24 protein-coding genes are annotated in these 22,642 nt (G+C 71.8%); 10 read left to right on the top strand and 14 right to left on the bottom strand.

The window, feature by feature from the left end; translation table 11 throughout:
- Positions 1–2: 2 nt before the first annotated feature.
- The 5 genes from AC0699_RS27250 to AC0699_RS27230 all read right to left on the bottom strand — a co-directional run bounded on the left by AC0699_RS27250 (position 3) and on the right by AC0699_RS27230 (position 4,794).
- The gene (locus tag AC0699_RS27250; protein WP_478665117.1) at positions 3–809 is read right to left on the bottom strand and encodes a polysaccharide deacetylase family protein; all 807 of its coding nucleotides are present in this window, start codon (positions 807–809) and stop codon (positions 3–5) included.
- Positions 810–823: 14 nt separating this feature from the next.
- Positions 824–2,098: a glycosyltransferase family 2 protein gene (locus AC0699_RS27245; protein WP_478665114.1), complete on the bottom strand. Its 1,275-nt coding sequence runs from the start codon at positions 2,096–2,098 to the stop codon at positions 824–826.
- Between the two features lie 146 nt (positions 2,099–2,244).
- Positions 2,245–3,321: a GNAT family N-acetyltransferase gene (locus AC0699_RS27240; protein WP_478665111.1), complete on the bottom strand. Its 1,077-nt coding sequence runs from the start codon at positions 3,319–3,321 to the stop codon at positions 2,245–2,247.
- A gap of 171 nt (positions 3,322–3,492) precedes the next feature.
- A complete protein-coding gene (locus AC0699_RS27235) occupies positions 3,493–4,185 on the bottom strand; it encodes an aspartate/glutamate racemase family protein (RefSeq protein ID WP_478665109.1) in 693 nt (230 codons plus the stop codon).
- A gap of 132 nt (positions 4,186–4,317) precedes the next feature.
- A complete protein-coding gene (locus tag AC0699_RS27230; RefSeq protein ID WP_478665107.1) occupies positions 4,318–4,794 on the bottom strand; it encodes a cysteine/serine endopeptidase inhibitor in 477 nt (158 codons plus the stop codon).
- 376 nt (positions 4,795–5,170) lie between these two features.
- Here AC0699_RS27230 and AC0699_RS27225 point away from each other — a divergent pair, with 376 nt between their 5' ends.
- Complete coding sequence (locus tag AC0699_RS27225) at positions 5,171–6,133, top strand: S53 family peptidase (RefSeq protein ID WP_478665105.1); 963 nt, start codon at positions 5,171–5,173, stop codon at positions 6,131–6,133.
- Between the two features lie 68 nt (positions 6,134–6,201).
- Here AC0699_RS27225 and hutI read toward each other — a convergent pair whose 3' ends face one another.
- Positions 6,202–7,386 carry an imidazolonepropionase gene (gene hutI / locus AC0699_RS27220; RefSeq protein WP_478665102.1) on the bottom strand — a complete coding sequence of 395 codons (1,185 nt, stop codon included), beginning with the start codon at positions 7,384–7,386 and terminating at the stop codon, positions 6,202–6,204.
- Positions 7,387–7,511: 125 nt separating this feature from the next.
- Here hutI and AC0699_RS27215 point away from each other — a divergent pair, with 125 nt between their 5' ends.
- Complete coding sequence (locus AC0699_RS27215; protein WP_478665100.1) at positions 7,512–8,864, top strand: hypothetical protein; 1,353 nt, start codon at positions 7,512–7,514, stop codon at positions 8,862–8,864.
- On the opposite strand, the gene AC0699_RS27210 is transcribed toward AC0699_RS27215, so the two are convergent.
- The 6 genes from AC0699_RS27210 to hutU form a co-directional block, all read right to left on the bottom strand.
- Positions 8,774–8,980: a DUF397 domain-containing protein gene (locus tag AC0699_RS27210; protein WP_478665098.1), complete on the bottom strand. Its 207-nt coding sequence runs from the start codon at positions 8,978–8,980 to the stop codon at positions 8,774–8,776. The genes AC0699_RS27215 and AC0699_RS27210 overlap by 91 nt on opposite strands.
- Before the next feature lie 81 nt (positions 8,981–9,061).
- Positions 9,062–9,415, bottom strand: a complete 354-nt coding sequence (locus AC0699_RS27205) for a DUF6247 family protein (RefSeq protein WP_478665096.1) — start codon at positions 9,413–9,415, stop codon at positions 9,062–9,064.
- Positions 9,416–9,586: 171 nt separating this feature from the next.
- Positions 9,587–10,123: a hypothetical protein gene (locus AC0699_RS27200; RefSeq protein ID WP_478665093.1), complete on the bottom strand. Its 537-nt coding sequence runs from the start codon at positions 10,121–10,123 to the stop codon at positions 9,587–9,589.
- Positions 10,124–10,252: 129 nt separating this feature from the next.
- A complete protein-coding gene (locus AC0699_RS27195; RefSeq protein ID WP_478665092.1) occupies positions 10,253–11,605 on the bottom strand; it encodes a formimidoylglutamate deiminase in 1,353 nt (450 codons plus the stop codon).
- Positions 11,596–12,801 carry an allantoate amidohydrolase gene (locus AC0699_RS27190; RefSeq protein ID WP_478665089.1) on the bottom strand — a complete coding sequence of 402 codons (1,206 nt, stop codon included), beginning with the start codon at positions 12,799–12,801 and terminating at the stop codon, positions 11,596–11,598. The genes AC0699_RS27195 and AC0699_RS27190 overlap by 10 nt, the downstream gene beginning before the upstream one ends.
- 173 nt (positions 12,802–12,974) lie before the next feature.
- Positions 12,975–14,636 (bottom strand): urocanate hydratase, encoded by a 1,662-nt coding sequence (gene hutU / locus AC0699_RS27185; protein WP_478665086.1) that lies wholly within the window; start codon positions 14,634–14,636, stop codon positions 12,975–12,977.
- A 105-nt stretch (positions 14,637–14,741) separates the two neighbouring features.
- Here hutU and AC0699_RS27180 point away from each other — a divergent pair, with 105 nt between their 5' ends.
- The 7 genes from AC0699_RS27180 (at position 14,742) to AC0699_RS27150 (ending at position 20,288) form a co-directional block, all read left to right on the top strand.
- The gene (locus AC0699_RS27180) at positions 14,742–16,052 is read left to right on the top strand and encodes a type III PLP-dependent enzyme domain-containing protein (RefSeq protein ID WP_478665084.1); all 1,311 of its coding nucleotides are present in this window, start codon (positions 14,742–14,744) and stop codon (positions 16,050–16,052) included.
- Positions 16,053–16,088: 36 nt separating this feature from the next.
- Complete coding sequence (locus tag AC0699_RS27175; protein ID WP_478665081.1) at positions 16,089–16,550, top strand: SRPBCC family protein; 462 nt, start codon at positions 16,089–16,091, stop codon at positions 16,548–16,550.
- 158 nt (positions 16,551–16,708) lie between these two features.
- Positions 16,709–18,076, top strand: coding sequence for an APC family permease (locus AC0699_RS27170; protein WP_478665079.1), 1,368 nt, complete (start codon positions 16,709–16,711; stop codon positions 18,074–18,076).
- A 178-nt stretch (positions 18,077–18,254) separates the two neighbouring features.
- Positions 18,255–18,665, top strand: a complete 411-nt coding sequence (locus AC0699_RS27165) for a hypothetical protein (RefSeq protein ID WP_478665076.1) — start codon at positions 18,255–18,257, stop codon at positions 18,663–18,665.
- A gap of 11 nt (positions 18,666–18,676) precedes the next feature.
- Positions 18,677–19,423 carry a transcriptional regulator gene (locus AC0699_RS27160; RefSeq protein WP_478665199.1) on the top strand — a complete coding sequence of 249 codons (747 nt, stop codon included), beginning with the start codon at positions 18,677–18,679 and terminating at the stop codon, positions 19,421–19,423.
- A 38-nt stretch (positions 19,424–19,461) separates the two neighbouring features.
- The gene (locus AC0699_RS27155; RefSeq protein ID WP_478665073.1) at positions 19,462–19,887 is read left to right on the top strand and encodes a roadblock/LC7 domain-containing protein; all 426 of its coding nucleotides are present in this window, start codon (positions 19,462–19,464) and stop codon (positions 19,885–19,887) included.
- Between the two features lie 26 nt (positions 19,888–19,913).
- Positions 19,914–20,288: a roadblock/LC7 domain-containing protein gene (locus tag AC0699_RS27150; protein ID WP_478665071.1), complete on the top strand. Its 375-nt coding sequence runs from the start codon at positions 19,914–19,916 to the stop codon at positions 20,286–20,288.
- Positions 20,289–20,339: 51 nt separating this feature from the next.
- Here AC0699_RS27150 and AC0699_RS27145 read toward each other — a convergent pair whose 3' ends face one another.
- Positions 20,340–20,903, bottom strand: a complete 564-nt coding sequence (locus tag AC0699_RS27145; RefSeq protein ID WP_478665068.1) for a hypothetical protein — start codon at positions 20,901–20,903, stop codon at positions 20,340–20,342.
- A gap of 187 nt (positions 20,904–21,090) precedes the next feature.
- Positions 21,091–21,933 carry a MurR/RpiR family transcriptional regulator gene (locus AC0699_RS27140; RefSeq protein WP_453660726.1) on the bottom strand — a complete coding sequence of 281 codons (843 nt, stop codon included), beginning with the start codon at positions 21,931–21,933 and terminating at the stop codon, positions 21,091–21,093.
- A gap of 262 nt (positions 21,934–22,195) precedes the next feature.
- On the opposite strand from AC0699_RS27140, the gene AC0699_RS27135 reads away from it, so the two are divergent.
- Positions 22,196–22,612 (top strand): hypothetical protein, encoded by a 417-nt coding sequence (locus AC0699_RS27135; protein ID WP_478665063.1) that lies wholly within the window; start codon positions 22,196–22,198, stop codon positions 22,610–22,612.
- Positions 22,613–22,642: the final 30 nt, after the last annotated feature.

The following is a 22,642-nucleotide window of genomic DNA, read 5'->3' as shown; positions in this document are numbered from 1 at the left end:
CTTCACCCGGCGAATTCCGGGCCTTTCACGGCCGCCCGCGCCCTCCGGTAGAGCCGCCAGCCCATCGTCGGCAGCGAGTCCGGGTACGGTGCGACCCGCGCGCCCGTGCCCTCCATCCATGCCTCGATGTCGGCGGCCGTATGGCTGCGGCGCAGGATGAGCCGGGCGATGCGGTACGCCTCGTCCGTCTCCGAGCTCAGTGCGTGGCGTACGGCGACGGCGGACTCGTAGCCGGCGGCGCGCGCGGCTCGGCGCACGGCGCCGCTGTTGTAGCCGTGCGGATAGGCGAGGTGCCGCACGTCGTGACCGAGGGTGTCCTCCAGGACGGCCTTGGAGTGCCGCAGTTCGTGGCGCAGCCGCCGCGCGCCGAGTGTGTCCAGCTGCGGGTGGGTCACCGTGTGCCCGCCGACCTCGATGCCGTACTGCTCCAGCTGCGGTGCCTGCGCGAGGGTCATCATCGGGGCGGGCGGCAGCAGACTGTGCAGGCCGGGGGTGATCGCGCCGGTGGTCAGGTACGCCGTGGCGGGCAGCTCGCGGGAGGCGAGCGCCTCGGCGGTGGGACCCGGCAGATCGGCGAAGCCGTCGTCGAAGGTGAGGACGACCGGCCGGGGCGGCAGGGGCTCACCACGGCCGGCGAGATGGTCGGAGAGGGCGCTGATACGGATCGGGGTGCGGCCGCTGGCGACGATCGCGTCGAGCTGCAGGCCGAACTCCTTGGGGCTGACGGTGAATTCGGCGATCCAGTCGGGTGGATCGTCCATCACGGCGTGGTAGAGCAGCACGGGAATGCGCGGGGCTGTCCGGGGCATGGGCCCACCGCCTCTCATCGCTCCCCCCGGGTGTCCCAGGGGGGCGGGAGTCCGCGTACCCGACGACGGGCTCTCGCATACCCGATCGGGCCGTACAGCATCCCGCGCCGCTCCAGCCGGGAGAGGCTGCGCGGCCAGGGGTAGCTGTGGGTGCCGTGCTGCCCGGGAACATCCGTGCGGTCGTCCGCGTCCCGGTGGGCGGTCATCGCCCGGGCGTGGGCGAGGCCGCGCGGCACCCGGGCGAGCAGGGCCGGGAGCAGCGCGGGGCGGCGGGCGAGGAGCGCGGTGAGATACGCGGTCAGCCCGGCGCCGTATCCGTACGCCTGGTTCCGCAGGTCCTGCGGGGTCTCCCGGTGGTGGTGCCAGATCAGCGCGTCCGGGGTGTACCGCAGCCGGTGGCCGTCGGCCAGGATCCGTGCGAACGCGTACAGGTCGTCGCCGCCGCGTGCGGGGGTGCCGGTGCCGGTGGCCGGGTCGAACCCGCCGACGGATCTGAGGACCCGGGTACGGAAGGCCATGTTGGCGCCGGACCCGAAGCGCCCTGCCGTGAACGGGAACAGCGGCTCGTCGGCGGGCGGGCGCGCCGGGTCGTAGGTGCGGGGTGCGAAGCCCTTGGCGAAGCCGCCGTGGCTTTCGAGGAGGATCTGCGCGGGCGTGGTCAGCCGCGCCGGAAGGATCAGCCCGGTCGCGCAGCCGATCCTGGGGTCGTCGGCGAACGGCGCGGCGAGCGCGGTGAGCCAGTGCGGGTCGGCGACGACATCGTCGTCGGTGAAGGCGATCACCGCCCCGTCGGCGGCGGCGACACCGCGGTTGTGCGCGGCGGACAGTCCCGGCACGGGTTCGCACACATAGCGGACCCGGTCGCCGTACTTGTGCTCGACCAGGTCGCGGGTGGCGTCGGTGACCGGCGCGTTGTCGACGACGACGATCTCGAAGTCGGGGTGGTCCTGGGCGAGGAGCGAGTCGAGAGCGGGGGCGAGCCGGTCGGCGCGTTCACGGGTGCCGACGACGACGCTCGTACGGGGCAGATCGCCGAGGAGCTCCGGCGCCGGGGCCCGTGTCCCGGCGAGGCGCTCCCGGGCGAGCGCGGCGAGCGCCTCGGCCGGGTCGGCGCCTTCGGGAACGGTGCCGGTCAGGGTGGCGACCGGGCGGCCGCGGAGGCGTACGAGGACGAACACCTCGCCGGTGGTGACGGGCGGCCCACCGGGGCCGGGGCGCAGCGCGAGCACGCCGGCGCCGTCCGGTCTGTCGTCGAGCGTGTCGAGGTCGAGTTCGGCGACCTGGAACATGTGCGTCCCCCCAAGCGGTGTGAGCCGTTCAGCGACCCGGCCGATTTCCGGTCGGTCACCGGGCCGATTGCCCGGCCGGCCAAACCCGGCCGGAACCCGGCCGAAACCCGGCAGATCGCCGGGTCGGCCACCGGGCCGGTTGCCAGTCAGTTGCCCCGCAGTCGGCCGACCCGGTTGAGCGCCCTCTGCGCGTATCCGGCGAGGCGTGGCCGGTTCCGTACGTAGCTGTGGGCGCGGCGGGTGGGCTCACGGCTCAGCCAGTAGAGCGCCGCCCGCGCCCCCGGCCGGGTCGAGGAGCCTTCGTGGACGCGGAGTTCACCGGTCTTGAGTGCGTCCTTGTACTCGGCGGCGCCGCGGCCGAGGTCGAGCATGCCGATGCCTTCGGCCGCGGCGGCCTCGGCCATCCGCAGATGCAGGATCAGCCCCGGCGAGTACTTCGCGAACTCGGTGTCGTACGACGGGAACCAGCACGACAGCACGGTGCGCGAGCGCAGCCCGAAGTGCGCGGCGACGGGCCGGTCCGCGGCGTACAGCACGGAGAGGACTCCGGAGCAGCCGGGCGTACGGGTCTCGTGCAGGTGCCGCACGAGCGTGCTGATCCACTCCTGTGCGAAGCGGTCGCGGCGGCCCGTCCTGCGATACTGCGCGGACTTCCACTCCATGAGGGTCCGCAGCGCGGCGGGATCGCGCTCGTCGAAGACGAACCGCGTCTCCCCCGTCTGCCGCCCGAGCTTGCGCTCCTTGGCGGTCGTGGTCCTGTAGAACTTGGGCGACTGGGCGCGCAGCCGCTCCTCGTAGGCCGCGTACCCCTCGCCGACGTCGATGACGGGCGAGCCGAACTCCTCGACGCTGTCGGGCACGAAGAGGCTCTGCCCCGCCTCCAGGTTGTCGAACTCCCAGGCGGACAGCGCGCAGGCGCGGAGCAGCTCGCGCGCCCCGAGCCGCAGTCCGGTCCGCAGCACCGCGCCCTGGCAGTCGGACACACCGAGCCCGATGGCCCGGCCGTGCCCGAACGGCCCCTTCTCGTACGGGAAGAACCCGGCCGGGAGCCCGTCGTCCTCGATGACCGCGATCCTGGCCCCGGGTCGCACCCCCGCGACGGCCAGGGTGAACTCGGGCTCCATGAACGGATTGGCGGGGGCTCCGGACTTGGCGCGCAGTTCGCGCCAGGACTCGGTCTCCCCCTCGTCCAGCTCCCCGGGCTTCACGACACGAATGTGCACACCGCTCAACTCGACCCCCCGGTCTTCCCCCTTGAGCTTCCCCGGACAGGACGGTACCGGCCGAAATCCCCCCGGGATAGGGAGCGAAGGTCAAGCTGTGACCAAACGGTGAAGTGGCGTGAAGCTCTGTGAAAGGCGGGGCGAATGGGGCGATCGGTCAGGCGCGACCGGTCAGGCGCGAAGGGCCTCGCGCACCGCCGCTTCCGCGTGCAGCCGGGTCGTCGCGAAGACCGGTACGGGGCTGTCCTCGGGGCGGATCAGCAGCTCGATCTCGGTGCAGCCGAGGATGACACCTTCGGCGCCCCGGCCCACCAACTCGTCGATGACCTGCTGGTACGCCCGCCGTGACTCCTCCCGGACGACCCCGAGGCACAGCTCCTCGTAAATGACGCGGTGCACCTCGGCCCGCCCCGCGTCGTCCGGGACGAGCACATCGAGACCGTGCCCGGCCAGCCGGTCGCGGTAGAAGTCCTGCTCCATGGTGAACGCCGTCCCGAGCAGCCCGACGCGCTCGACCTTCGCTTCCTTCACCGCCTCGGCGGTCGCGTCCCCGAGGTGCAGCAGCGGCACGTCCACGGCGGCGGCGACCTGGTCGGCGACCTTGTGCATGGTGTTGGTGCAGATGAGAAGAAGATCCGCGCCTGCCGCTTCGAGTCCGCGGGCGGCCTCGGCGAGGATCTCCCCGGCCTTCTCCCACTCCCCCGCTACCTGCAGCTCCTCGATGTCGGCGAAGTCGACGGAGTGCAGGATGCAGCGGGCGGAGTGCAGTCCGCCCGCCTGCTCGCGTACGAGTTCGTTGAGGAGACGGTAGTACTCGGCACTGGACTCCCAGCTCATGCCGCCGATCAGGCCTATGGTCTTCATGGGGTCACTGTGACACGCGCGCCGTGCGCTGCGCGCGGGGCGATGCCGGCCGGCCCAGGTTGCGCAGGGGCGCAGGGGCGCAGGGGACAGCGCCGGCGGCCTCGGCGCTACCCCCGACGTGGCGCGCCGGCGTCAGTTCCCGGTCAGGGACACCGACGACGAGGAGGTCCCACCACCACGCAGACCGGATCCGACGAACTTCCAGGAGATGCCGTCGACCACGCCCGTGCCCAGCGGGGCCAGCTTCTCGAAGGCGGTGGCACTGAGGTCGACATGGGTCGATGCGCAGGACGGGCACTTGTCCCTGACCGGGACAGTTATGGTCCGGCCGTTGTAGCTGACTTCCACGGATATGCCGCTGCAGAGCGGGTCGTTGTTGGGATTGGGGGTCGTCCACCACGCCGCGGACACCGCGACCAGGTCCTGCGCGGTCGGGTCGATGAGCGTTCCGCAGGCGCCGTAGCCCTTGTCGGTGTAGTAGGTCATCTTGCCGGTCATCGGCTGCCCGACGGGGACACCGGCGTGGGCCGTTCCCGCGCCGACGGCGATGCCGACCGCGGCGGCGGCAAGGACACAGGTCCCCCTGCGTAATCGGCTCTGTGCACTCACGAGTCGTTCTCCTTCACTCGACGTTCCGCCCCTCCGGGCGCGGCATCGAGCGTGGTCTAGACCGCAGCCGTGCTGCAAGCCCAGGTGCCACAACTGGCCCGAATTCACGAGGGAGTTGGCGCCTCACAGGGGAACGGCGCGGTCCCGGGCGCCCAGCCGGTGGTCCCGATCACGTCCCTCGCGATGTTTCGCCGGTGAACGTCGCCACCGATCGGGTGCTCCCGCCCGGTCCGGGTTTCTGCTGCCCCAAGGGCAGCCACCGGGGCTGAGGAGCTACGCCGTCCGATGGGCGATCGCGTGTCGGTCGTCCATCGGGAATCAAAGCGCCTACGAGCTGAGCCGGCGCGGCGGGAGCGGGCGCCGCCCACATGCTGCAATGGACGGAAGCGCCTACGAGTTGCGCCGGCACGGCGGGAGCGGGCGAAGGGTCGCCGTCGTCGTCGCCTTCGAATACCCCACTGCCGAGCAGGACCTGGGGGTCTACCGCCGCACCTTCCACCTGCCGCCCTGCACGACAGCCAACGGGTGCTTCCAGAAGGTGTACTCGACCGGCGTCAAGCCCCCCGCCGCCAACCCCGCCTGGACTTCTGAGGCCGCGCTCGACATCCAGGCCGTCAGTGCCGTCTGCCCGGACTGCGAGATCACTCTCGTCGAGGCTCCCTCAGCCCAATTCGTCGAGTCTCTCCTTGCGGCCGTCGATGTAGCCAGTTCCCTGCCAGGCGTAACGGTCGTGAACGGCAGCTGGGGCCTCCCCGAGCAACCGGCCGAGCTGGAGCTCGACTTTCTCTTCCGTCCCGGCATCGCCTACACATTCGCATCAGGCAACACCGGAGGCCAGACGTTCTACCCTTCCGTCTCCCCGAACGTCACCTCGGTGGGTGGCACCACGCTGATCCCCGCGCATCACCGCGACGGCTGGGCCGAAAGCGGCTGGGCCGGCTCCGGAGGCGGCTGCTCGCTGTACGAGCCCAAGCCGTCCTTCCAGCACGACCTGTTGTGCCCCACCACCCGCGCCACACCGGATGTCTCCGCAGTCGCCGACCCCGCCACCGGCCTGGCCGTGTACGTCACGAGCTCAGCCCCCGACTTTCCCCCCGGCTGGTACGTCATCGGCGGCACCAGCCTCGCCGCCCCGCTGATCGCCGGCATGTACGCCCGGGCCGGCCGGCCCGGCCCGACCGACCGCCCCAACACCTACCCCTACGCGAGACCCCGGGACTTCCACGACATCGTCATCGGCTGCGCCGGCGCCTACTGCGCGATGCCGGGATACGACCTGGTCACCGGTATCGGCACACCCCACGGCGTCCGCGGACTGCGAGCCGACACGCGGGAATAGAGCCGAGCGGAGCGTGTCGCGTCGGCCGACCAAACCGAAACCGATCAACCCTCATGATTTCGGGCGCGTCACACCAGCGCGCGCCGGACCACCTGCTCGCCGCGCCGCCACACGTCCGTGACCAGCGGAACGCCCGGGCGGTACGCCAGGTGGACATGGCTCGGGGCGTCGAGGAGGGCGAGGTCGGCACGGGCGCCGGGAGCCAGGCGGCCGATGTCGGTACGGCGCAGGGCCGCCGCGCCGCCCGCCGTGGCGGACCAGACGGCCTCGTCCGGCGTCATCCCCATGTCCCGTACGGCCAGCGCGATGCAGAACGGCGTGGACGAGGTGAAGGAGGAGCCCGGGTTGCAGTCCGTGGACAGCGCCACGGTCACACCCGCGTCGAGGAGGCGGCGGGCGTCGGGCCACTGGGCGCGGGTGGAGAACTCGGCGCCGGGGAGCAGGGTCGCGACCGTGTTGCCGCTCGCGAGGGCGTCGACGTCCTCCTGCGTGAGGTGGGTGCAGTGGTCGGCGGACGCCGCGTCCAGTTCGACGGCGAGCTGGATGCCGGGGCCGTAGGTGAGCTGGTTGGCGTGGACGCGCGGGGTGAGCCCCTTCGCCATGCCGGCGGTGAGGATCTCGCGCGCCTGGTCCCCGTCGAAGGCGCCCTTCTCACAGAAGACGTCGACCCAGCGGGCGTGGGGCGCGCAGGCGTCGAGCATCTCGCCGGTGACGAGCGCGACGTAGGCCGCCGGGTCGTCGGCGTAGTCCGGCGACACGACGTGCGCACCGAGGTAGGTGACCTCCTCGGTGTGCCGGGCGGCGATCCGGAGGGCCCGCTCCTCGTCATGCGTGGTCAGCCCGTATCCGGACTTGGTCTCGAAGGTCGTGGTCCCCTGGCGGAGCGCCTCGTCCAGGTAGCGGGTGAGGTTGGCTTCGAGCTCGGCGTCGGTGGCGGCGCGGGTCGCGGCGACGGTGGTCCGGATGCCGCCCGCGGAGTAGGCACGGCCGGACATGCGCGCGTTGAACTCGGCGGTGCGGTCACCGGCGAAAACGAGGTGCGAGTGGGAGTCGACGAACCCGGGGATCACGGCCCGGCCGCCCGCGTCGTACGACTCGTCGGCGGCGGGCGCGTCGGCGGCGCGGCCGGTCCAGGCGACGGTGTCGCCGTCGATGACGAGGGCGGCGTTCTCGATCAGGCCGAGGGGGCCGTTGCCGACGGCGGGGTCGTTGGTGACGAGGCTGCCGATGTTGGTGACGAGGGTGGTGCTCATGGGTTCCTCTCCGTGGGGTTCCGACCCCCTACGGCCAGGGAGCAGACCTTGACGCTCCCATGCTTGCACAGGGGGATCCCGTGGCTGCCCGGCCGCCCCCGCAGCGCGCGGATAGGGTCGTGCGCATGCCAGGACCTCGATCAGCAATACGTCCGCGTCGCCAGGTTCTGCGCTGGTCGCGCCGCCTGATCGCCGCTGTCGTCAGCCTCTGCGCGCTGGTGGGTGCGATGCGTCTGGTCGTCCCCGCAACCGCCGCCGGTCCGGTGGGTGAACCGCCCGGGGTGCAGCGGCAGTTGACGTTCCTGCGCGCGGCCCTGGACGACGGCGCGGGCGACGAGGCGCAGGGAATGTTCCCGGAGGGCTACTTCTTCCTGCATGCGCTGTACGGCCTGACCTGGGTCGAGGTCGGCATGCGCGCACCGGCCGGGGAACGGTCCGAGGCGCTGCGGGAGGCGCGGTGGGCACTGGAGCGGCTGGACTCGCCGGCGGGCCGGGCACCGTTCAGCGCGGACCTCGTCCCGTCGTACGGCGTTTTCTACCGAGGCTGGTCCAACTGGCTGCGCGGTGGGGTGCTGAGCCTGCAACCGGCCGCGGACCGCGACCCGGCCGAGCTGCGCCGGTTCGCGGATGACTCGGCGGCGCTCGGTGCGGCGTTCGACGCGTCGGCCTCGAAGACGCCGTATCTGGCCGCCTACCCGGGCCAGGCGTGGCCGGTCGACTCGACGGTGGCCATGGCATCGCTGCGGCTGCACGACAAGCTATTGCCGCCCCGATTCGCGGGTACGGCCGACCGCTGGCTCCGGGGCGTACGCGATCGGCTCGACCCGCGTACGGGACTGTTCCCGCACCGCGTCGACCTGGAGAGCGGCGCTCCGGCCGAGGTGGCGAGGGGGACCTCGCAGAGTATGATCCAGCGCTTCCTCGTCGACATCGACCCGGTCTTCGCCAGTGAGCAGTACCTGCGCTTCCGCGACCGGTACGTCGTCTCGACGCTCGGCCTCGGCCCCACCGTGCGGGAGTACCCCGACGGCACCGACGGTCCGGCCGACGTCGACTCCGGCCCGCTCCCGCTGGGCGTCAGCCTGTCGGCTTCCGTGGTCACCGCGGGCGCGGCCCAGGTGCACGGGGACGCCGCGCTCGCCGAGGGGCTGACGAACCTCAGCGAACTGCTGGGCCTGCCGGTCGACACCCCGTGGGCGAAGCGGTACGCGTTCGGGCTGATGCCGATCGGCGACGCGTTTCTGGCCTGGTCGAAGACCGCGCGGCCCTGGGTGACGGACACTCCTTCACCGCCCCCGGCGAGCCTCTCGTGGTGGTGGCGCGTGCCGCTGCTGTTGATGCTGGTTGCGCTCGGGGCCGCGCCGTGGGCGAGGGCGCTGGTGCGGCGCTACCGAGGGCGGCGGGACTCGGAGGCGTCGGAGGCCTCGGAGGCGTACGACAGGAAGCCGGACCAGTCGGCGGAGCCGACGGTGACCTGAGGACCTTGGGGGTTCTTGGAGTCGCGGACGTGGATGGTGGGGCAGAAGGGGCTGGAGGGCGAAAGCGCGGCCGATGCGGCGCACACCGACGGCGTCCGCAATGCGCTGAGCGACATGCTCGATCTCGCGGCGCTGTTCTTCGGTGAGACCGCCGACGACGTGCTCGGCGTCGGGGAGATACTCCCAGGTCCAGTCACTCACGCGGCAGCGGCCTCCGCGTCCGCGAGGATGCGGCCGATCTCGGCGGCGGCAGCGCGGCGTGCGGTTCGGTCGTCAGACGTGGCGACGATACGTTCACACTCGCGGAGTCGACCCGCGCGGGCGGGCCAGCGAGTTACGGCGACCCATGCCCACCAGTGCTCGGTGAAGTGGCGACCTGGGAGGAGGCTGTACTCGTCGCGGGCCTGGTCGATGGCGGTGGCCCAGTCTGCATCGAAGCGCGGTAGGGCGTCAGGATCGAGCCGCGCGACGGCAACGCGGAGGGCAGCCGGGGTCTTCTCCGGCATGCGGATGAGTGGTGCACCTGTCGGCTCGGTGGGCTGCGCGGTCATGTCGGGCTCCTGGGCAGAAAACTGGCTCGGTCAGGCGGCGTCGGCCGCTTCACCCTTCTTCTTCTGGCCTTCGTAATCTCGGTGGCGGCGGCGGCTATTCCTGAGCCCGCCGGCGAGACGCCGCTGCCGCCCCCGTTCGACGCGGGCGGCAGCAGTCGGTGGAACACCGGTTCAGGCGCAGGGGACCTCGACCTGGTGAGTGCGCTCCCCCGAGTCGATGGACTTGCTGTCCGTCCAGTACGCCCCGTTCTGCAGGAACTTCATGCTCACGGAGTACGTACCGCACTCGGTCATGGCGGCGGAAGCCAACGTGGTTTTGGACCCCGTACGAGACGGCTGGCTGACCACGTAGGTGTCGTACGGGAGCGCAAAGCCATTGGCGTTGCTCACCGTGCCCTCGGCGCGCCACCTGGCCGGGTAGTTGCTGCTGGCGTTGTACCAGGCACCGCCCCAGTAGTAGGTGTTCCTGTCGGTCTCGGCCCGGACCTGGGCCTTGTGCTGCTCATCGACGACGAGACACACGCGGACGTCGGCGTACGTCCACTTCTCGGCGCCGTAATGCCCCTCCCACGGCGTGCAGTACGTTCCCGCGGCCGGCGCAGTCCCGTCGGCGGACGCCGGGGTGCCCTGGGTGAGGACGGCGGCGAGCGCGGCCATGGTCACGCCTGTCGCACGCCGGGTGAGAGGCCGAGTCCGGAAGGTCGACATAGGAAGTCCTTTCAAGCTGGGCAGATTTGCCTGTGCGGACTCCCAACGATCTTGGTAGCTCGGCGGTATTGCCCCGTGAGAGTGCCGACTTGGCGGAACGGCTGAACGCCCCCCAAGTCGCACACCAGCTCAGCCTCGCAGCGCCCCGATCGCTTCCGCCAGCGCCGTCGGCACGTCCGGCACGAGGGTGTGGGCACCGTCCCGCACCACATGCCGCCCGCCCACCACCGTGTGCCGCACGTCCGCCGCCGTCGCCGCGAACACCGCCGTCTCCGCCCCCAGCCTCGGCACCGGCCCCGCCGTCCGGACCGAGTCCAGCGCGACGGTGGTGAAGTCGGCGAGCGCGCCCGCCTCCAGGCGGCCCGCGTCGTCCCAGCCCAGCGCCGCGTGGCCGTCCTCCGACGCGGCGCGCAGCAGGGCCGCCGCCGTCCAGTGGCCGCGGGTGCGCGAGCGCAGGCGTTCGTTGAGCTCCATCGCGCGCGCCTCCTCCAGGAGGTCGATCACCGCGTGGCTGTCGCTGCCCAGGGAGAGCGGGGAGCCCGCGGCCTGGAGCGCGACCGCGGGGCCGATGCCGTCGGCCAGGTCCCGCTCGGTCGTCGGGCACATGCACGTGCCGGTCCCGCTCCCGCCGATCAGGGCGATGTCCTCGTCCGTCAGGTGGGTGTTGTGGACGCCCGTCGTACGCGGGCCGAGCACGCCGTGGTCCGCCAGCAGCCGCGTGGGGGTGCAGCCGTGCGCCGCGAGGCAGGCATCGTTCTCCGCCGTCTGCTCGGAGAGATGGACATGGAGGGGGGCGTTCCGGGAGGACGCCCACGAGCCCACCGCCGCCAGCTGCGCCGCCGGGACGGCCCGTACGGAGTGGATCGCCGCGCCGATGCGAACCCCGTCCCGCTCCTTGAGCAGCGACACGCGCTCGGCCCACGCTTCCGCCGTACCGTCCGAGAAGCGGAGCTGGTGCTGGTTCGGGGGCTCTCCGCTGTGCTTGTTCTTGATGGCTGACGACAGGTACGCCGTGTCGAGCAGCGTGATCCGGATCCCCGCATCCCCCGCCGCCGCGATCAGCGCCTCACCCATCGCGTTCGGGTCGGTGTAGCGGCCACCCCCCGGCGCGTGGTGCACGTAGTGGAACTCGCCCACCGCCGTGATCCCGGCCAGCGCCATCTCCGCGTACACGGCGCGCGCCAGCGCGTGGTACGACTCCGGCGTCAGCCGCGACGCGACCTGGTACATGAACTCGCGCCAGGTCCAGAAGGTCCCCGAGCCGACCTGGACGAGCCCGCGCAGGGCCCGGTGGAAGGCGTGCGAGTGGGCGTTCGCGAGGCCGGGGAGCGTGAGGCCGCGCAGCACTTCGGCACCCGGCTCCGGGGTCTCCACCCCGGTCCGGACCGCCGCGATCCGGCCGTCGCGCACGTCGAGGGCCACGCCCGGCTCGACATGCGTGCCGAGCCAGGCGTGTTCCAGCCAGTACGTCGTTACCTGCACGCGAGACCCTCCAGTACGTCGGCGAGTGCGAGAACCCCGGCGACGCAGTCGTCCTCGCCCGCGTACTCGGCCGGGGAGTGCGAGACGCCTGTCGGGTTCCGTACGAACAGCATGGCGGTCGGAACGGACCCGGACAGGATTCCCGCGTCGTGTCCCGCGCCCGTGCCGAGCAGCGGGGCCCGCCCGCCGAGCAGGGCGCCGATCTCGTCCCGCAGGGCGTGGCCGAACTCGACGACCGGCGTGAACGACTCCCGTACGACCGTCAGGTCGACGCCGTCGCGCTGGGCGCGGTCCTTCGCGGCCTGCTCGATCGCGGCGACGACCGTGTCGAGGGCGGCCTGGTCGGCGGCGCGCGAGTCGAGCCAGCCGCGGACGAGGGACGGGATGGCGTTGACACCGTTCGGCTCGACGGAGATCTTGCCGAACGTGGCGACGGCACCGGCGAGTTCCGCCTCGCGGCGCGCGGCGAGGACGGTCTCCGCGTACGTCAGCATCGGGTCGCGGCGGTCGACGAGGCGGGTGGTGCCGGCGTGGTTGGCCTCGCCGCGGAAGTCGAACCGCCAGCGGCCGTGCGGCCAGATGGCACTCGCGATGCCGACGGCGTTCCCCGTCAGATCCAGGGCCCGGCCCTGCTCGACGTGCAGCTCGACGAACGCGCCGATGCGGCCGAGCCGGTCGGGGTCCGGGCCGATGGCGTCCGGGTCGTACCCGGCGGCCTCCATCGCCTCCGGCAACGAGATGCCGTCCCCGTCCCGGAGCTCGTACGCCTGCGCCTTGGTCAGCTGTCCTGCGGCGAGCCGGGAGCCGACGCAGGCGAGGCCGAAGCGGGCCCCTTCCTCATCACCGAAGTTGGTGATGGCCAGGGGCTTGGCGAACGTCACTCCCCTGCGGCGGAGCTCGTCGAGCGCGGCGAAGGAGGACACGACACCGAGTGGGCCGTCGAAGGCGCCGCCGTCGGGGACGGAGTCGAGGTGGGATCCGGTGACGACGGCGTCCCCGGCGGCGACGTCCTCGTACGTCGCGGCGCCGAGCCAGGCCCACTGGTTGCCGTTGCGGTCGGTCTCATAGCTGAGTCCGCGCGCCTCGGCCTGCTCCTGGAACCAGGTCCGGCAGTCGGCGTCGGCGCCGGTCCAGGCGAAGCGGCGGTAGCCCTTGGTGTCGGGGTCGCGCCCGACGGGCGCGAGGTCCGCCCACATGGCGTGGAACGAATCCCCGCCCCCTGCCGGGAGTGCCCCAGCTCCCGCCGTGGGAGCCGCTTCGTTGGCGGCCGCAGGCCGGTGGTCGGGGTGTGCCCACCCTCCCCCAGAGCTTCGCCTGGGGGTGCCCCCATCTCGCTCCGCTCGCCCTTCGGGACGATTGCCCACACCCATTACGCGTCGCCCTCCCGCATGGGGATGCGGACGCCGCGGTCCTCGGAGACCGACTCCGCGATGTCGTACCCGGCGTCGACATGCCGGATGACACCCATCCCGGGGTCGTTCGTCAGCACCCGCCGGATCTTCTCGCCCGCCAGCTTCGTGCCGTCCGCAACCGTCACCTGGCCCGCGTGGATCGAGCGGCCCATCCCCACGCCGCCACCGTGGTGGATCGACACCCATGACGCTCCGGACGCCACGTTGACCATCGCGTTCAGCAGTGGCCAGTCGGCGATCGCGTCGGAGCCGTCGAGCATCGCCTCGGTCTCGCGGTACGGGGAGGCCACCGAACCGCAGTCGAGGTGGTCGCGGCCGATGGCGAGCGGAGCCTGCAGCTCGCCACTGGCGACCATGTCGTTGAAGCGCTCACCCGCGCGGTCCCGCTCGCCGTAGCCCAGCCAGCAGATACGGGCGGGCAGGCCCTGGAAGTGGACGCGCTCGCCGGCCATCTTGATCCAGCGCGCCAGGGACTCGTTCTCCGGGAAGAGGTCCAGGATCGCGCGGTCGGTCTTCGCGATGTCCGACGCGTCACCCGAGAGCGCCGCCCAGCGGAACGGGCCCTTGCCCTCGCAGAACAGCGGACGGATGTACGCGGGGACGAAGCCGGGGAACGCGAACGCCCGGTCGTAGCCGGCCAGCTGGGCCTCGCCGCGGATCGAGTTCCCGTAGTCGAAGACCTCGGCACCGGCGTCCATGAAACCGACCATGGCCTCGACGTGCTTCGCCATCGACTCGCGGGCCCGGGTGGTGAACCCGGCCGGGTCCTTCGCCGCGTACGACGCCATGTCGTCGAAGTCGACGCCGAGCGGGAGGTACGACAGCGGGTCGTGGGCGGAGGTCTGGTCCGTCACGATGTCGATCGGGGCGCCCTCGGCGAGCATCCGCGGGAGCAGTTCGGCGGCGTTGCCGAGCAGGCCGATGGAGAGCGGCTTGCGCTGGTCGCGGGCCTCGGTGGCGAGCTGGAGGGCGTGCTCCAGGCTGTCGGCCCTCACGTCCAGGTACCGGTGCTCGATACGGCGCTCGATCGCGCGCGGGTCGCAGTCGATACAGATGGCGACGCCGTCGTTCATGGTGACGGCGAGCGGCTGGGCGCCGCCCATTCCGCCCAGACCGGCGGTCAGCGTGATCGTCCCGGCCAGTGTCCCGTTGAACTTCTTGGCGGCGACCGCCGCGAAGGTCTCGTAGGTGCCCTGCAGGATTCCCTGCGTACCGATGTAGATCCAGGAGCCGGCGGTCATCTGGCCGTACATCGTGAGACCGAGGGCCTCCAGGCGGCGGAACTCCTCCCAGTTCGCCCAGTCGCCGACCAGGTTCGAGTTGGCGATGAGCACGCGCGGCGCCCACTCGTGGGTCTGCATGACGCCGACCGGGCGGCCGGACTGGACGAGCATCGTCTCGTCCTGCTTCAGCGTCCGCAGCGTGCGCACCATCGCGTCGAAGGAGCGCCAGTCGCGGGCCGCCTTGCCGGTGCCGCCGTAGACGACGAGCTTGTCGGGATGCTCGGCGACCTCCGGGTCGAGGTTGTTCTGGAGCATGCGCAGCGCGGCTTCCTGCTGCCATCCAAGGGCGCTCAGTTCCGTGCCACGCGGTGCCCGTACGGGGCGGGGTCCAGACATGCCGATGCCTCCTCGCGAAGTTGAATCATCTATTCACATCCTGGCGCCCTGAATAATTCCAGTCAACAGGGCAATGGGGCGAAGACGGGTGATTGACTGGCGTCCATGGCTTCAGACCGTCGCGATCAGGCCGTACGCGCGGCCGTAGAGCAAGGTCTCCTCACGGAGGCCGAGCCCGTCACCGCCCTCCTCGACATCGCCGGCATCCGCGCCTCCGCCGCCGCCCTCAAGGCCGCCTTCCAGGAGATCACCACCGCCCCTGTCCTGCACGCCTTCGCGGTGAAGGCCGCCCCGCTGGTGCCCGTGCTGCGGCTGCTGGACTCGGAGGGCATCGGCGCGGAGGTCGCCAGCCCCGGCGAGCTGGCCCTGGTCCGCGCCGCCGGGATGCGGCCCGACCGGATCGTCCTCGACTCCCCCGCCAAGACCCCCGCCGAGCTGCGCGAGGCCCTCGGCCTCGGGATCGCCGTCAACGCCGACAACCCGCAGGAACTCGACCGGATCGACGCCCTCGTCAGGTCCGGTCCCACCCGGTCACCGCTCGGCCTGCGGGTCAACGCCCAGATCGGCGCCGGCGCCATCGGAGCGCTGTCGACCGCCACGGCGACATCGAAGTTCGGGGTGGCACTGCGCGACGAGGGCGCCCGCGCCTGGGTCGTACGCGCGTATGCCGACCGCCCCTGGCTGACCCGGCTGCACACCCACTCCGGCTCGCAGGGGCTGACCCTTCAGCTGATGGCGCGGGGCGTACGGGCCGCGTACGACCTCGCCGAGGAGATCAACGCGGCCGCCGGGCGCCGGCAGATCGACACCCTCGACATCGGCGGCGGGCTGCCGGTCAACTTCGCGTCCGACGAGGAGACCCCCACCTTCGCCACGTACGCCCGGCTGCTGCGGGAAGAAGTGCCCGGGCTGTTCGACGGGCGGTACGGACTGGTCACCGAGTTCGGCCGCGCGCTGCTCGCCAAGCACGGCACGGTCCTCACGCGCGTCGAGTACGCCAAGACCGCGGGCGCCCGGCCCATCGCGGTCACCCACGCGGGCGTCCAGATCGCCACCCGTACCGTCTACGACCCCGGGTCGTGGCCGCTGCGGATCGCCGCGTACGACGCGAAGGGCTTGCCCAGGACCGGTCCCGCCGTCGTCCAGGACATCGCCGGACCGGCCTGCTTCGCGGGCGATCTGCTCGCCGCCGGGCGGGCGCTGCCTCGGCTGGAGCAGGGCGATGTGGTGGCGGTCCTGGACACCGGCGCGTACTACTTCAGCAACCACTACGCGTACAACAGCCTTGCCCGGCCCGGCATCCACGGATTCCACGCCGGCCCGGACGGAGTGCGCTTCGTGACCGTGCGGGCCGCGCAGACCGTGGACGAGATCGTCGCGGAGTCCGGGGGCGCCCTGGCGGACGCGCTGCTGTAGCGGGCGGCTGCCGTACCCCGGTGGTTCCATGGATCCATGACCAGCAGAAGTGTCGTCGTCGAGCGCCGGATCGCCGCGTCCTCCGGGCGGGTCTGGGAGGCCCTGACGGACCTCAAGGGCGCGGAGCGCGTGCTCAGTGGTGTGCAGAAGGTCGAGGTGCTCACGGAGGGCGGCTTCGGTGTCGGCACGCGGTGGCGTGAGACCCGGCGGATGCTGGGCAAGGAGGCCACCGAGGAGATGTACGTGACGGTGAGCGAGCCCCCGGAGCGCTTTGTCGTGGAGGCCGACAACCACGGCGCCCACTACGTGTCCGTGTTCGCGCTGCGGGCCGACGGACCGGAGACGACGACCGTCCGGATGACGTTCACGGCCGAGCCGCCGGGAGGCGTGATGGGACTTCTCGCCAAGGTGTTCGGCCGCCTGGGTGAGCGGGCCGTGGCCAAGGCGATCGAGCGGGATCTCGCCGACGTCGCCACGGCGGTGGAGGGCCGCGGCTAGGGCCTGTCGTTCGGATCTTGTCAGTGCCCGGGGACCGGGCCCGGCAAGACCCACCGGACAGGCCCTGCCCCTCGTACGGCCCAACTGCCCGGACGGCAGGCATCACGGGCGACCTGACGGGCAGAAACCTTTTCACCGGCAAACGGGAGAGGTGTCACATGGCCACGTCCGCGACCACCGAAGCGCCGGGCCAACAGCCGTCACTCAAACGGGCCATCGGCCCGAAGCTGCTGATCCTGTTCGTGATCGGCGACATCCTCGGCACCGGCATCTACGCCACGACGGGCAAGGTCGCGGGCAAGGTCGGCGGCGCACTGTGGCTGCCGTTCGCGATCGGCTTCCTGGTGGCGGTCATGACGGCGGCGTCGTACGTCGAACTCGTCGGCAAGTACCCGAAGGCGGCCGGCGCCGCGCTCTACACCCAGAAGGCGTTCAAGCTCCCCTTCCTCACGTTCATCATCGCCTTCATGGTGATGTGCTCCGGGCTGTCCTCCGCGAGCGCCGCGGCCCGCGCGTTCAGCGGGGACTACTTCCAGGAGTTCACGGACGCCATCCCGCCGACCGCCGTCGCGATCCTGTTCATCCTCGCCCTCGCCTCACTCGCTCTGCGCGGTGTGTCGGAGTCCGTGAAGACCAATGTGGTGCTGACCCTCGTCGAGCTGACCGGCCTGCTGGTGGTCCTCGCGATCGGGGCCTGGGCGGTGCTCTCCGGCGGCGGGGAGCCTTCCCGGCTGGGCGACTTCGAGGCGGAGGGCACGGGATTCGCGCTGATGACGAGCGTGCTGGGCGCCACCGCGCTCGGCTTCTTCGCCTTCGTCGGCTTCGAGGACTCGGTCAACATGGCGGAGGAGACGAAGGACCCGGTCCGCACCTTCCCGCGTGCGATCTTCACCGGCGTCGCCGTCACGGGCACGATCTACGTGCTGGTCGCGCTCGTGTCCTCGCTGCTCGTCCACTACACGACGCTGGAGAAGTCCAGCGGACCGCTTCTGGAGGTGGTCAAGGCGGGTGGCGTCGCCTTCCCGCCGAAGCTCTTCGCCCTGATCGCCCTGTTCGCGGTCACCAACTCCGCGCTGATCAACATCATGATGGCCTCGCGGCTCTGTTACGGCCTTGCCAACGAGAAGGTCCTGCCGCGCGGCATGGGCCGGGTGCTCCGCAACCGCCGGACGCCCGTCACCGGGATCGTCTTCGTCACCCTGATCGCCATCGGCCTGGTGTCCACGGGCGAGATCGAAGGCCTCGGCGACACCACGGCCTTCCTGCTGCTCTGTGTCTTCGCCGTGGTCAATGTGGCGGTGCTGGTGCTGCGCAAGGACCCCGTCGAGCACGAGCACTTCCGTACGCCGACTGCCCTGCCGGTGCTCGGGGCGATCACGTCGGTCGTCCTGGCCAGCCCGCTGTCGGAGCGGGCGGCGGACGTGTACATCCGGGCCGGGGTGCTGCTGGCGATCGGGATCGTTCTCTGGGCCTTCAACAAGGTGTGGATGAAGGTCCGCCACGAGGAAGAAGCGACCCGGGGCTGAGGACGGCCGGGGGCTGATCGGGGCGGGGGCCGAACCGGGCGGCGCGGACCTTATCGGACCGCAGGCATGTTCCGATGGAGAATGCCAGAACTCCCACCTGGCACCACTCCGGTGCGTAACCTCTCGACTACGGACGTACGTCCGAGCCGTTCGCACACGTGCTGGAGGGGATTTCCGCGTGCCCGGAATCGACGAGTGTCTGCTCCACGCCATGCGGCTGCCCGGGGTGCGCGGCGCTGCCCTCGTCGACTGGACCAGTGGACTCGCACTCGGCACGGTCGGGGACGCGGCGGGCCACGACCACGAGACGGCGGCGGCCGAGACCGCCGAGCTGGCGCGCATGGCGGCCGAGCACCCCACCTTCGCCCCGGTGGGCGTCGTCGAGGGCCAGGGCGGGGACCCCGGCAAGAACCCGCCTGTCGAGGATCTCGTCGTCACCACCCGCACGTGCTATCACGTCCTGCGCTTCGTCGAGACGAGTTTTGACAGCAGCGTCCTGCTCCATCTATGGCTCGACCGCGCGGAGGGCAACCTCGCCCTCGCGCGGCTGCGGATGCGGGACCTGACCGAACGGCTGGTGCTGGAGTGACGGTCTCCCCGATGCTGCTGCGGCTCTCCGCGGAGCGGGCCACCGGGGCGCTGTTACGGGACCGAGGGACGCTGTACCTCGTCGACGGCCAGGTGGTGCACGCCGAAAGCCCGGCCGCACCCGGTATCGACGTCCTGCTGACCGCGTCCGGCCGGCTGCGCTCGGACGGCTGGCAGGAGGCCCTCCGCGAGGCCGGGGCACTCGGCCGGGTCGGCCGCCATCTGGTGGACAGCGGCCGGCTCACCGGCGGCGAGCTGGAGATCTGCCACCTCGGCGCGCTGTACGACGCGGCGTTCTTCGCCCTCGCGCCCAGCAGCGGCCCCTCCCGGTTCCGTTACGGGGTGGCCCACTGGATCGGCCCCGTACGGCCCGTACCGGCCGAGGCCGTCGAGCGGGAGACCTTACGGCGCCGGGCCCTGCTCGACCGGCTCTGGGCGCATCCGGAGACCGACACCGCGCCCGTCGTCCCCACGCCCCGGCCGCCGGGCGTACGGGCCGCACCGCGGCAGCGTGCCGTGCTCGACCTGGCGGACGGCGTACGCACGCCCGCCGACATCGCGAGGGCCCTGGGCCGCCCCGCATTCCACACCCTGATCGATGTGCGCCGACTGGCCGCGGCCGGTCTCGTCGAGACCCCGCGCACCGCCGCCGTCGCCCCCGTACCGCCCCCCGATGTCGCCCGGGTCATGGAGGACTACGTCGACCCGGACGTCGCCCTGCTCCGCCGGCTCCGTGACGCCCTGGAGGCAACGCTGTGATGCGCGCGATGAGACAGCGCGCCGAGAGGAGACAGCTGATGACCGCGAGTACCGGAGTCCTCGACGAACTGCACCGGTTGAGGACCCGGTTACCGCAGCTCACCGGCGCCCTCGCGGCCAGCGTGGACGGTCTCGTCCTGGCCCGTGACACCCCGGAAGCGGAAGCGGAGACCGTTGCCGCGCTCACCGCTGCGGCCCTCGGCGTGGCCGTGCGGCTCACCGAGGCCACCGGCCAGGGCGGGTTCCGGGAACTGCTCGTGCGCGGCGACAGCGGATACGTGGCGACATACGCGGCCGGATCCGCGGCCGTGCTCACCGTCACCGCGGAACCGCGGGTCAACGTCGGGCGGCTGCACCTCGAAGCCCGCCGCGCGGGGGCACGCATAGGCGAGCTCGTCGAGAGCGCGCTCGACCGTCATGACCGACCTGTCCGTCAGGACCCCGACACCACACATCCCAGATGAGTCCATCGAGAAGGAAAGGCACCACCATGGCCAACGTTGAAACCACGCTCAAAGAAGCGATGACCTCGATCGAGGGCGTCATCGGCGTCGCGCTCGTCGACTACACGAGCGGCATGGCGCTCGGCACCCTGGGCGGCAGCAAGCAACTCGATCTGACCGTGGCCGCCGCCGGCAACACGGACGTGGTGCGGGCGAAGCTGCGCGCCATGGAAATGCTCGGCATCCAGGACCAGATCGAGGACATCCTCATCACGCTGGGCACGCAGTACCACCTGATCCGCCTGCTCAAGGCGCGCGGCGGCAACGGGCTGTTCCTCTACCTCGCCCTGGACACCAAGCGCGCGAACCTGGCGATGGCCCGTCACCAGCTGAAGAAGATCGAGGCAGAACTGGAGGTCTGACGGTCCGACGGACCGAAAGGTCCGACACCCGGCCGATGCCCCGCCGACCGCTCAGTGGCGCCGTGCCCCGCCCGGGGCCGCGTCTCCGGCGGCGGGGCCGGTGGTGCGGTAGCCCTTCACCTGGGCGCCGGCGGGCCCGCCCTTCGTCACCCAGTCGGTGCGCACCCACAGGAGAGTCTCCGCGGCGCGCTCCCGCCGGCCCAGGGCACGCGCCTTCAGCCACAGTCCAGCACCGGCTCCCGCCAGCAGCAGCCCTCCCGCCGCCGGGACGGCGAACGCGCTGCCGAGGGCGACGGCGAACGCCGACAGCAGCCACCAGCGGTGGGCGCGACGCCAGTTGCGTGCCGTCACGGCCCGGTCCTGGAGGAAGTCGCCCCGGGCGGCCCGGGTGGCCGCACCCTCCAGGGCCCGGTAGTTGCTCCTGCGGACCGATGCCACGACGGTCGCCGCGATCAGGAACAGCGCGGCGCCGCCGTACAGTCCGATCCTGCGCCCGGTCAGCCCTTCGGGCACCAGCCCGATGCCCGCGGCGAGGGCGCCGAGCCACATCATCGGGGCCGCTCCGGCCCGTACGATCACCGCAACTCGCGCCAGTGTGTGGCCTCCGCGACCCACGCCCCTGCTCCCCTCGCACGTATGCCCTTCGGGCGCGGAGAGTAGCCCGGGTTTCTGAGGAACGAGTGAGAAGGACCCGGGACCGGCACGTTCAGTCCGTGAGCAGGCCCCGGACCGGCACGGTCAGTCCATGAACAGGCCCCGGACCGCCACGTTCAGTCCATGAACAGGCCCCGGACCGCCACGGTCAGTCCATGAACAGGCCCCGGTCCGCCGCCCGCACGTCGAACTCCTCCAGCCGCGCCTGCGCGTCCGGGAGGTCGTCGCACATCGCCTCCAGCAGCACCCGGCCCAGCAGCATCGGCGCGCACGCCGTGTCGAAGGCCAGGCCCGTGCCGACCGCCGCCGGGATCAGCAGATCGCTGTGGGCGGCGACCGGCGCGAAGGCCGAGTCGGCGACCGTGACGACGGACAGTCCGGCCGAGCGGGCGTACGCCAGCGCCTCTACGACCTCCTTCGGATGGCGCGGCAGGGCGAAGCACAGCAGCGCGCTCGCGCCCGCGCGGCGGGCGGCGTCGATGCGGTCGGCGAGCATCGTGCCGCCCTCGTCGAGGAGGCGTACGTCCGGGTGGACCTTGGCCGCGAAGTACGCGAAGCCGCGGGCCTGCGAGGAGGCGGCGCGCAGGCCGAGGACCGGAAGGGGGCGGGAGGCGGCGAGCAGCCGCCCGGCCTGCTCGACGGGGGCCGGGTCGGCCAGCATCTCGGCGAGGTGCCGCAGATTCTCGATCTCGGCGTGCACCGCCTGCTGGTACTCGTTGAACGCGTCCTTGTCCGCGGCCGGTTCGGCGGGCGCCACCTCACGCAGATGGCGGCGCAGCGCCGGGTAGCCGTCGAAGCCGAGCGCGACGGCGAAGCGGGTGACGGAGGGCTGGCTGACCCCGGCGAGCTCAGCCAGCTCGACGCTGGACAGGAAGGGCACATCGCCCGCCCGGCGCACCATGCAGTGGGCGATACGGCGCTGTGTGGGCGTGAGCCGGTGCCCCTCGAAGAGCTGCTGCAGTCTTGCGGCAGGGCTGCTGTTGTCGTTCATGCCGTCCCCCAGGTCGTCTCACCGAACGTCCGGCTGCGTATTCAGCCACCAAGAACTCTGCATGACTATATGCAGGCCGGGCAAGGGACGCCCGACGATCGGAGTCGACGCCGTGGACAAGCGCTTCCCCGAGGACCCGGAGGACGTCGCGAACGCCTGGGGCCGCGGCGAACGGCCCCGCCGAGAAGGCCTGAGAACTGGCCTGACAACAGGGGGGCCAGCCCCACTGACGGGCCGGTCCGCGCTCCCTACTGTGGGGAGCATGGACGCACGTGACCACGAGCTCACGAAGGAGCTCGACGCCACTCTCCACGCCCGCCGCGAGCTGGGCAGCGAGTACGAGTCGGCGCTCATCGAGTCGTTCCTCGAGAAGGTCGAGCAGCGCATGGACGCCACCATCGACCGCGGCGTCCGGCGCCGACTGGCCGAGCGGCGGACGACCGAGGCCCGGGGCTCGCGCCCCGGGCAGCCCGGCACCGGATCCGGCTTCGGCGAGCGCTTCGGCCTCGGGATCGTCACGATGGTCCTCGCGGTGCCGCTGTCGGCGATCGGCGCGGTGAACGCCGGTATCGAAGGCCTGGTCGTCACCTGGGCCGGCATCGTCGGCGTCAACGCGGTGTACGCCTTCCGCGGCGGGCCCTGGTTCGGCCGCCGGACGAAATCCGACTGGGAGGACTGAGGCGTCCCGCGCCGCGTCGAGGGTGCCGCC

This window comes from Streptomyces sp. NPDC043870 (assembly GCF_056435785.1).
Note: the sequence above shows the minus strand (reverse complement) of the source record. Positions and strands in the feature narration are given on the sequence as shown.

Excerpts from the sequence above, each read along its gene's own strand:
- AC0699_RS27250 (WP_478665117.1), bottom strand. The coding sequence starts at position 809 with ATGCCCCGGACAGCCCCGCGCATTCCCGTGCTGCTCTACCACGCCGTG.
- AC0699_RS27245 (WP_478665114.1), bottom strand. The coding sequence starts at position 2,098 with ATGTTCCAGGTCGCCGAACTCGACCTCGACACGCTCGACGACAGACCG.
- AC0699_RS27235 (WP_478665109.1), bottom strand. The coding sequence starts at position 4,185 with ATGAAGACCATAGGCCTGATCGGCGGCATGAGCTGGGAGTCCAGTGCC.
- AC0699_RS27225 (WP_478665105.1), top strand. The coding sequence starts at position 5,171 with ATGGACGGAAGCGCCTACGAGTTGCGCCGGCACGGCGGGAGCGGGCGA.
- hutI (WP_478665102.1), bottom strand. The coding sequence starts at position 7,386 with ATGAGCACCACCCTCGTCACCAACATCGGCAGCCTCGTCACCAACGAC.
- AC0699_RS27215 (WP_478665100.1), top strand. The coding sequence starts at position 7,512 with ATGCCAGGACCTCGATCAGCAATACGTCCGCGTCGCCAGGTTCTGCGC.
- AC0699_RS27210 (WP_478665098.1), bottom strand. The coding sequence starts at position 8,980 with ATGTCGCTCAGCGCATTGCGGACGCCGTCGGTGTGCGCCGCATCGGCC.
- AC0699_RS27205 (WP_478665096.1), bottom strand. The coding sequence starts at position 9,415 with ATGACCGCGCAGCCCACCGAGCCGACAGGTGCACCACTCATCCGCATG.
- AC0699_RS27200 (WP_478665093.1), bottom strand. The coding sequence starts at position 10,123 with ATGTCGACCTTCCGGACTCGGCCTCTCACCCGGCGTGCGACAGGCGTG.
- AC0699_RS27190 (WP_478665089.1), bottom strand. The coding sequence starts at position 12,801 with ATGTGGGCGGACCTCGCGCCCGTCGGGCGCGACCCCGACACCAAGGGC.
- hutU (WP_478665086.1), bottom strand. The coding sequence starts at position 14,636 with ATGTCTGGACCCCGCCCCGTACGGGCACCGCGTGGCACGGAACTGAGC.
- AC0699_RS27180 (WP_478665084.1), top strand. The coding sequence starts at position 14,742 with ATGGCTTCAGACCGTCGCGATCAGGCCGTACGCGCGGCCGTAGAGCAA.
- AC0699_RS27175 (WP_478665081.1), top strand. The coding sequence starts at position 16,089 with ATGACCAGCAGAAGTGTCGTCGTCGAGCGCCGGATCGCCGCGTCCTCC.
- AC0699_RS27170 (WP_478665079.1), top strand. The coding sequence starts at position 16,709 with ATGGCCACGTCCGCGACCACCGAAGCGCCGGGCCAACAGCCGTCACTC.
- AC0699_RS27160 (WP_478665199.1), top strand. The coding sequence starts at position 18,677 with ATGCTGCTGCGGCTCTCCGCGGAGCGGGCCACCGGGGCGCTGTTACGG.
- AC0699_RS27155 (WP_478665073.1), top strand. The coding sequence starts at position 19,462 with ATGACCGCGAGTACCGGAGTCCTCGACGAACTGCACCGGTTGAGGACC.
- AC0699_RS27150 (WP_478665071.1), top strand. The coding sequence starts at position 19,914 with ATGGCCAACGTTGAAACCACGCTCAAAGAAGCGATGACCTCGATCGAG.
- AC0699_RS27140 (WP_453660726.1), bottom strand. The coding sequence starts at position 21,933 with ATGAACGACAACAGCAGCCCTGCCGCAAGACTGCAGCAGCTCTTCGAG.
- AC0699_RS27135 (WP_478665063.1), top strand. The coding sequence starts at position 22,196 with ATGGACGCACGTGACCACGAGCTCACGAAGGAGCTCGACGCCACTCTC.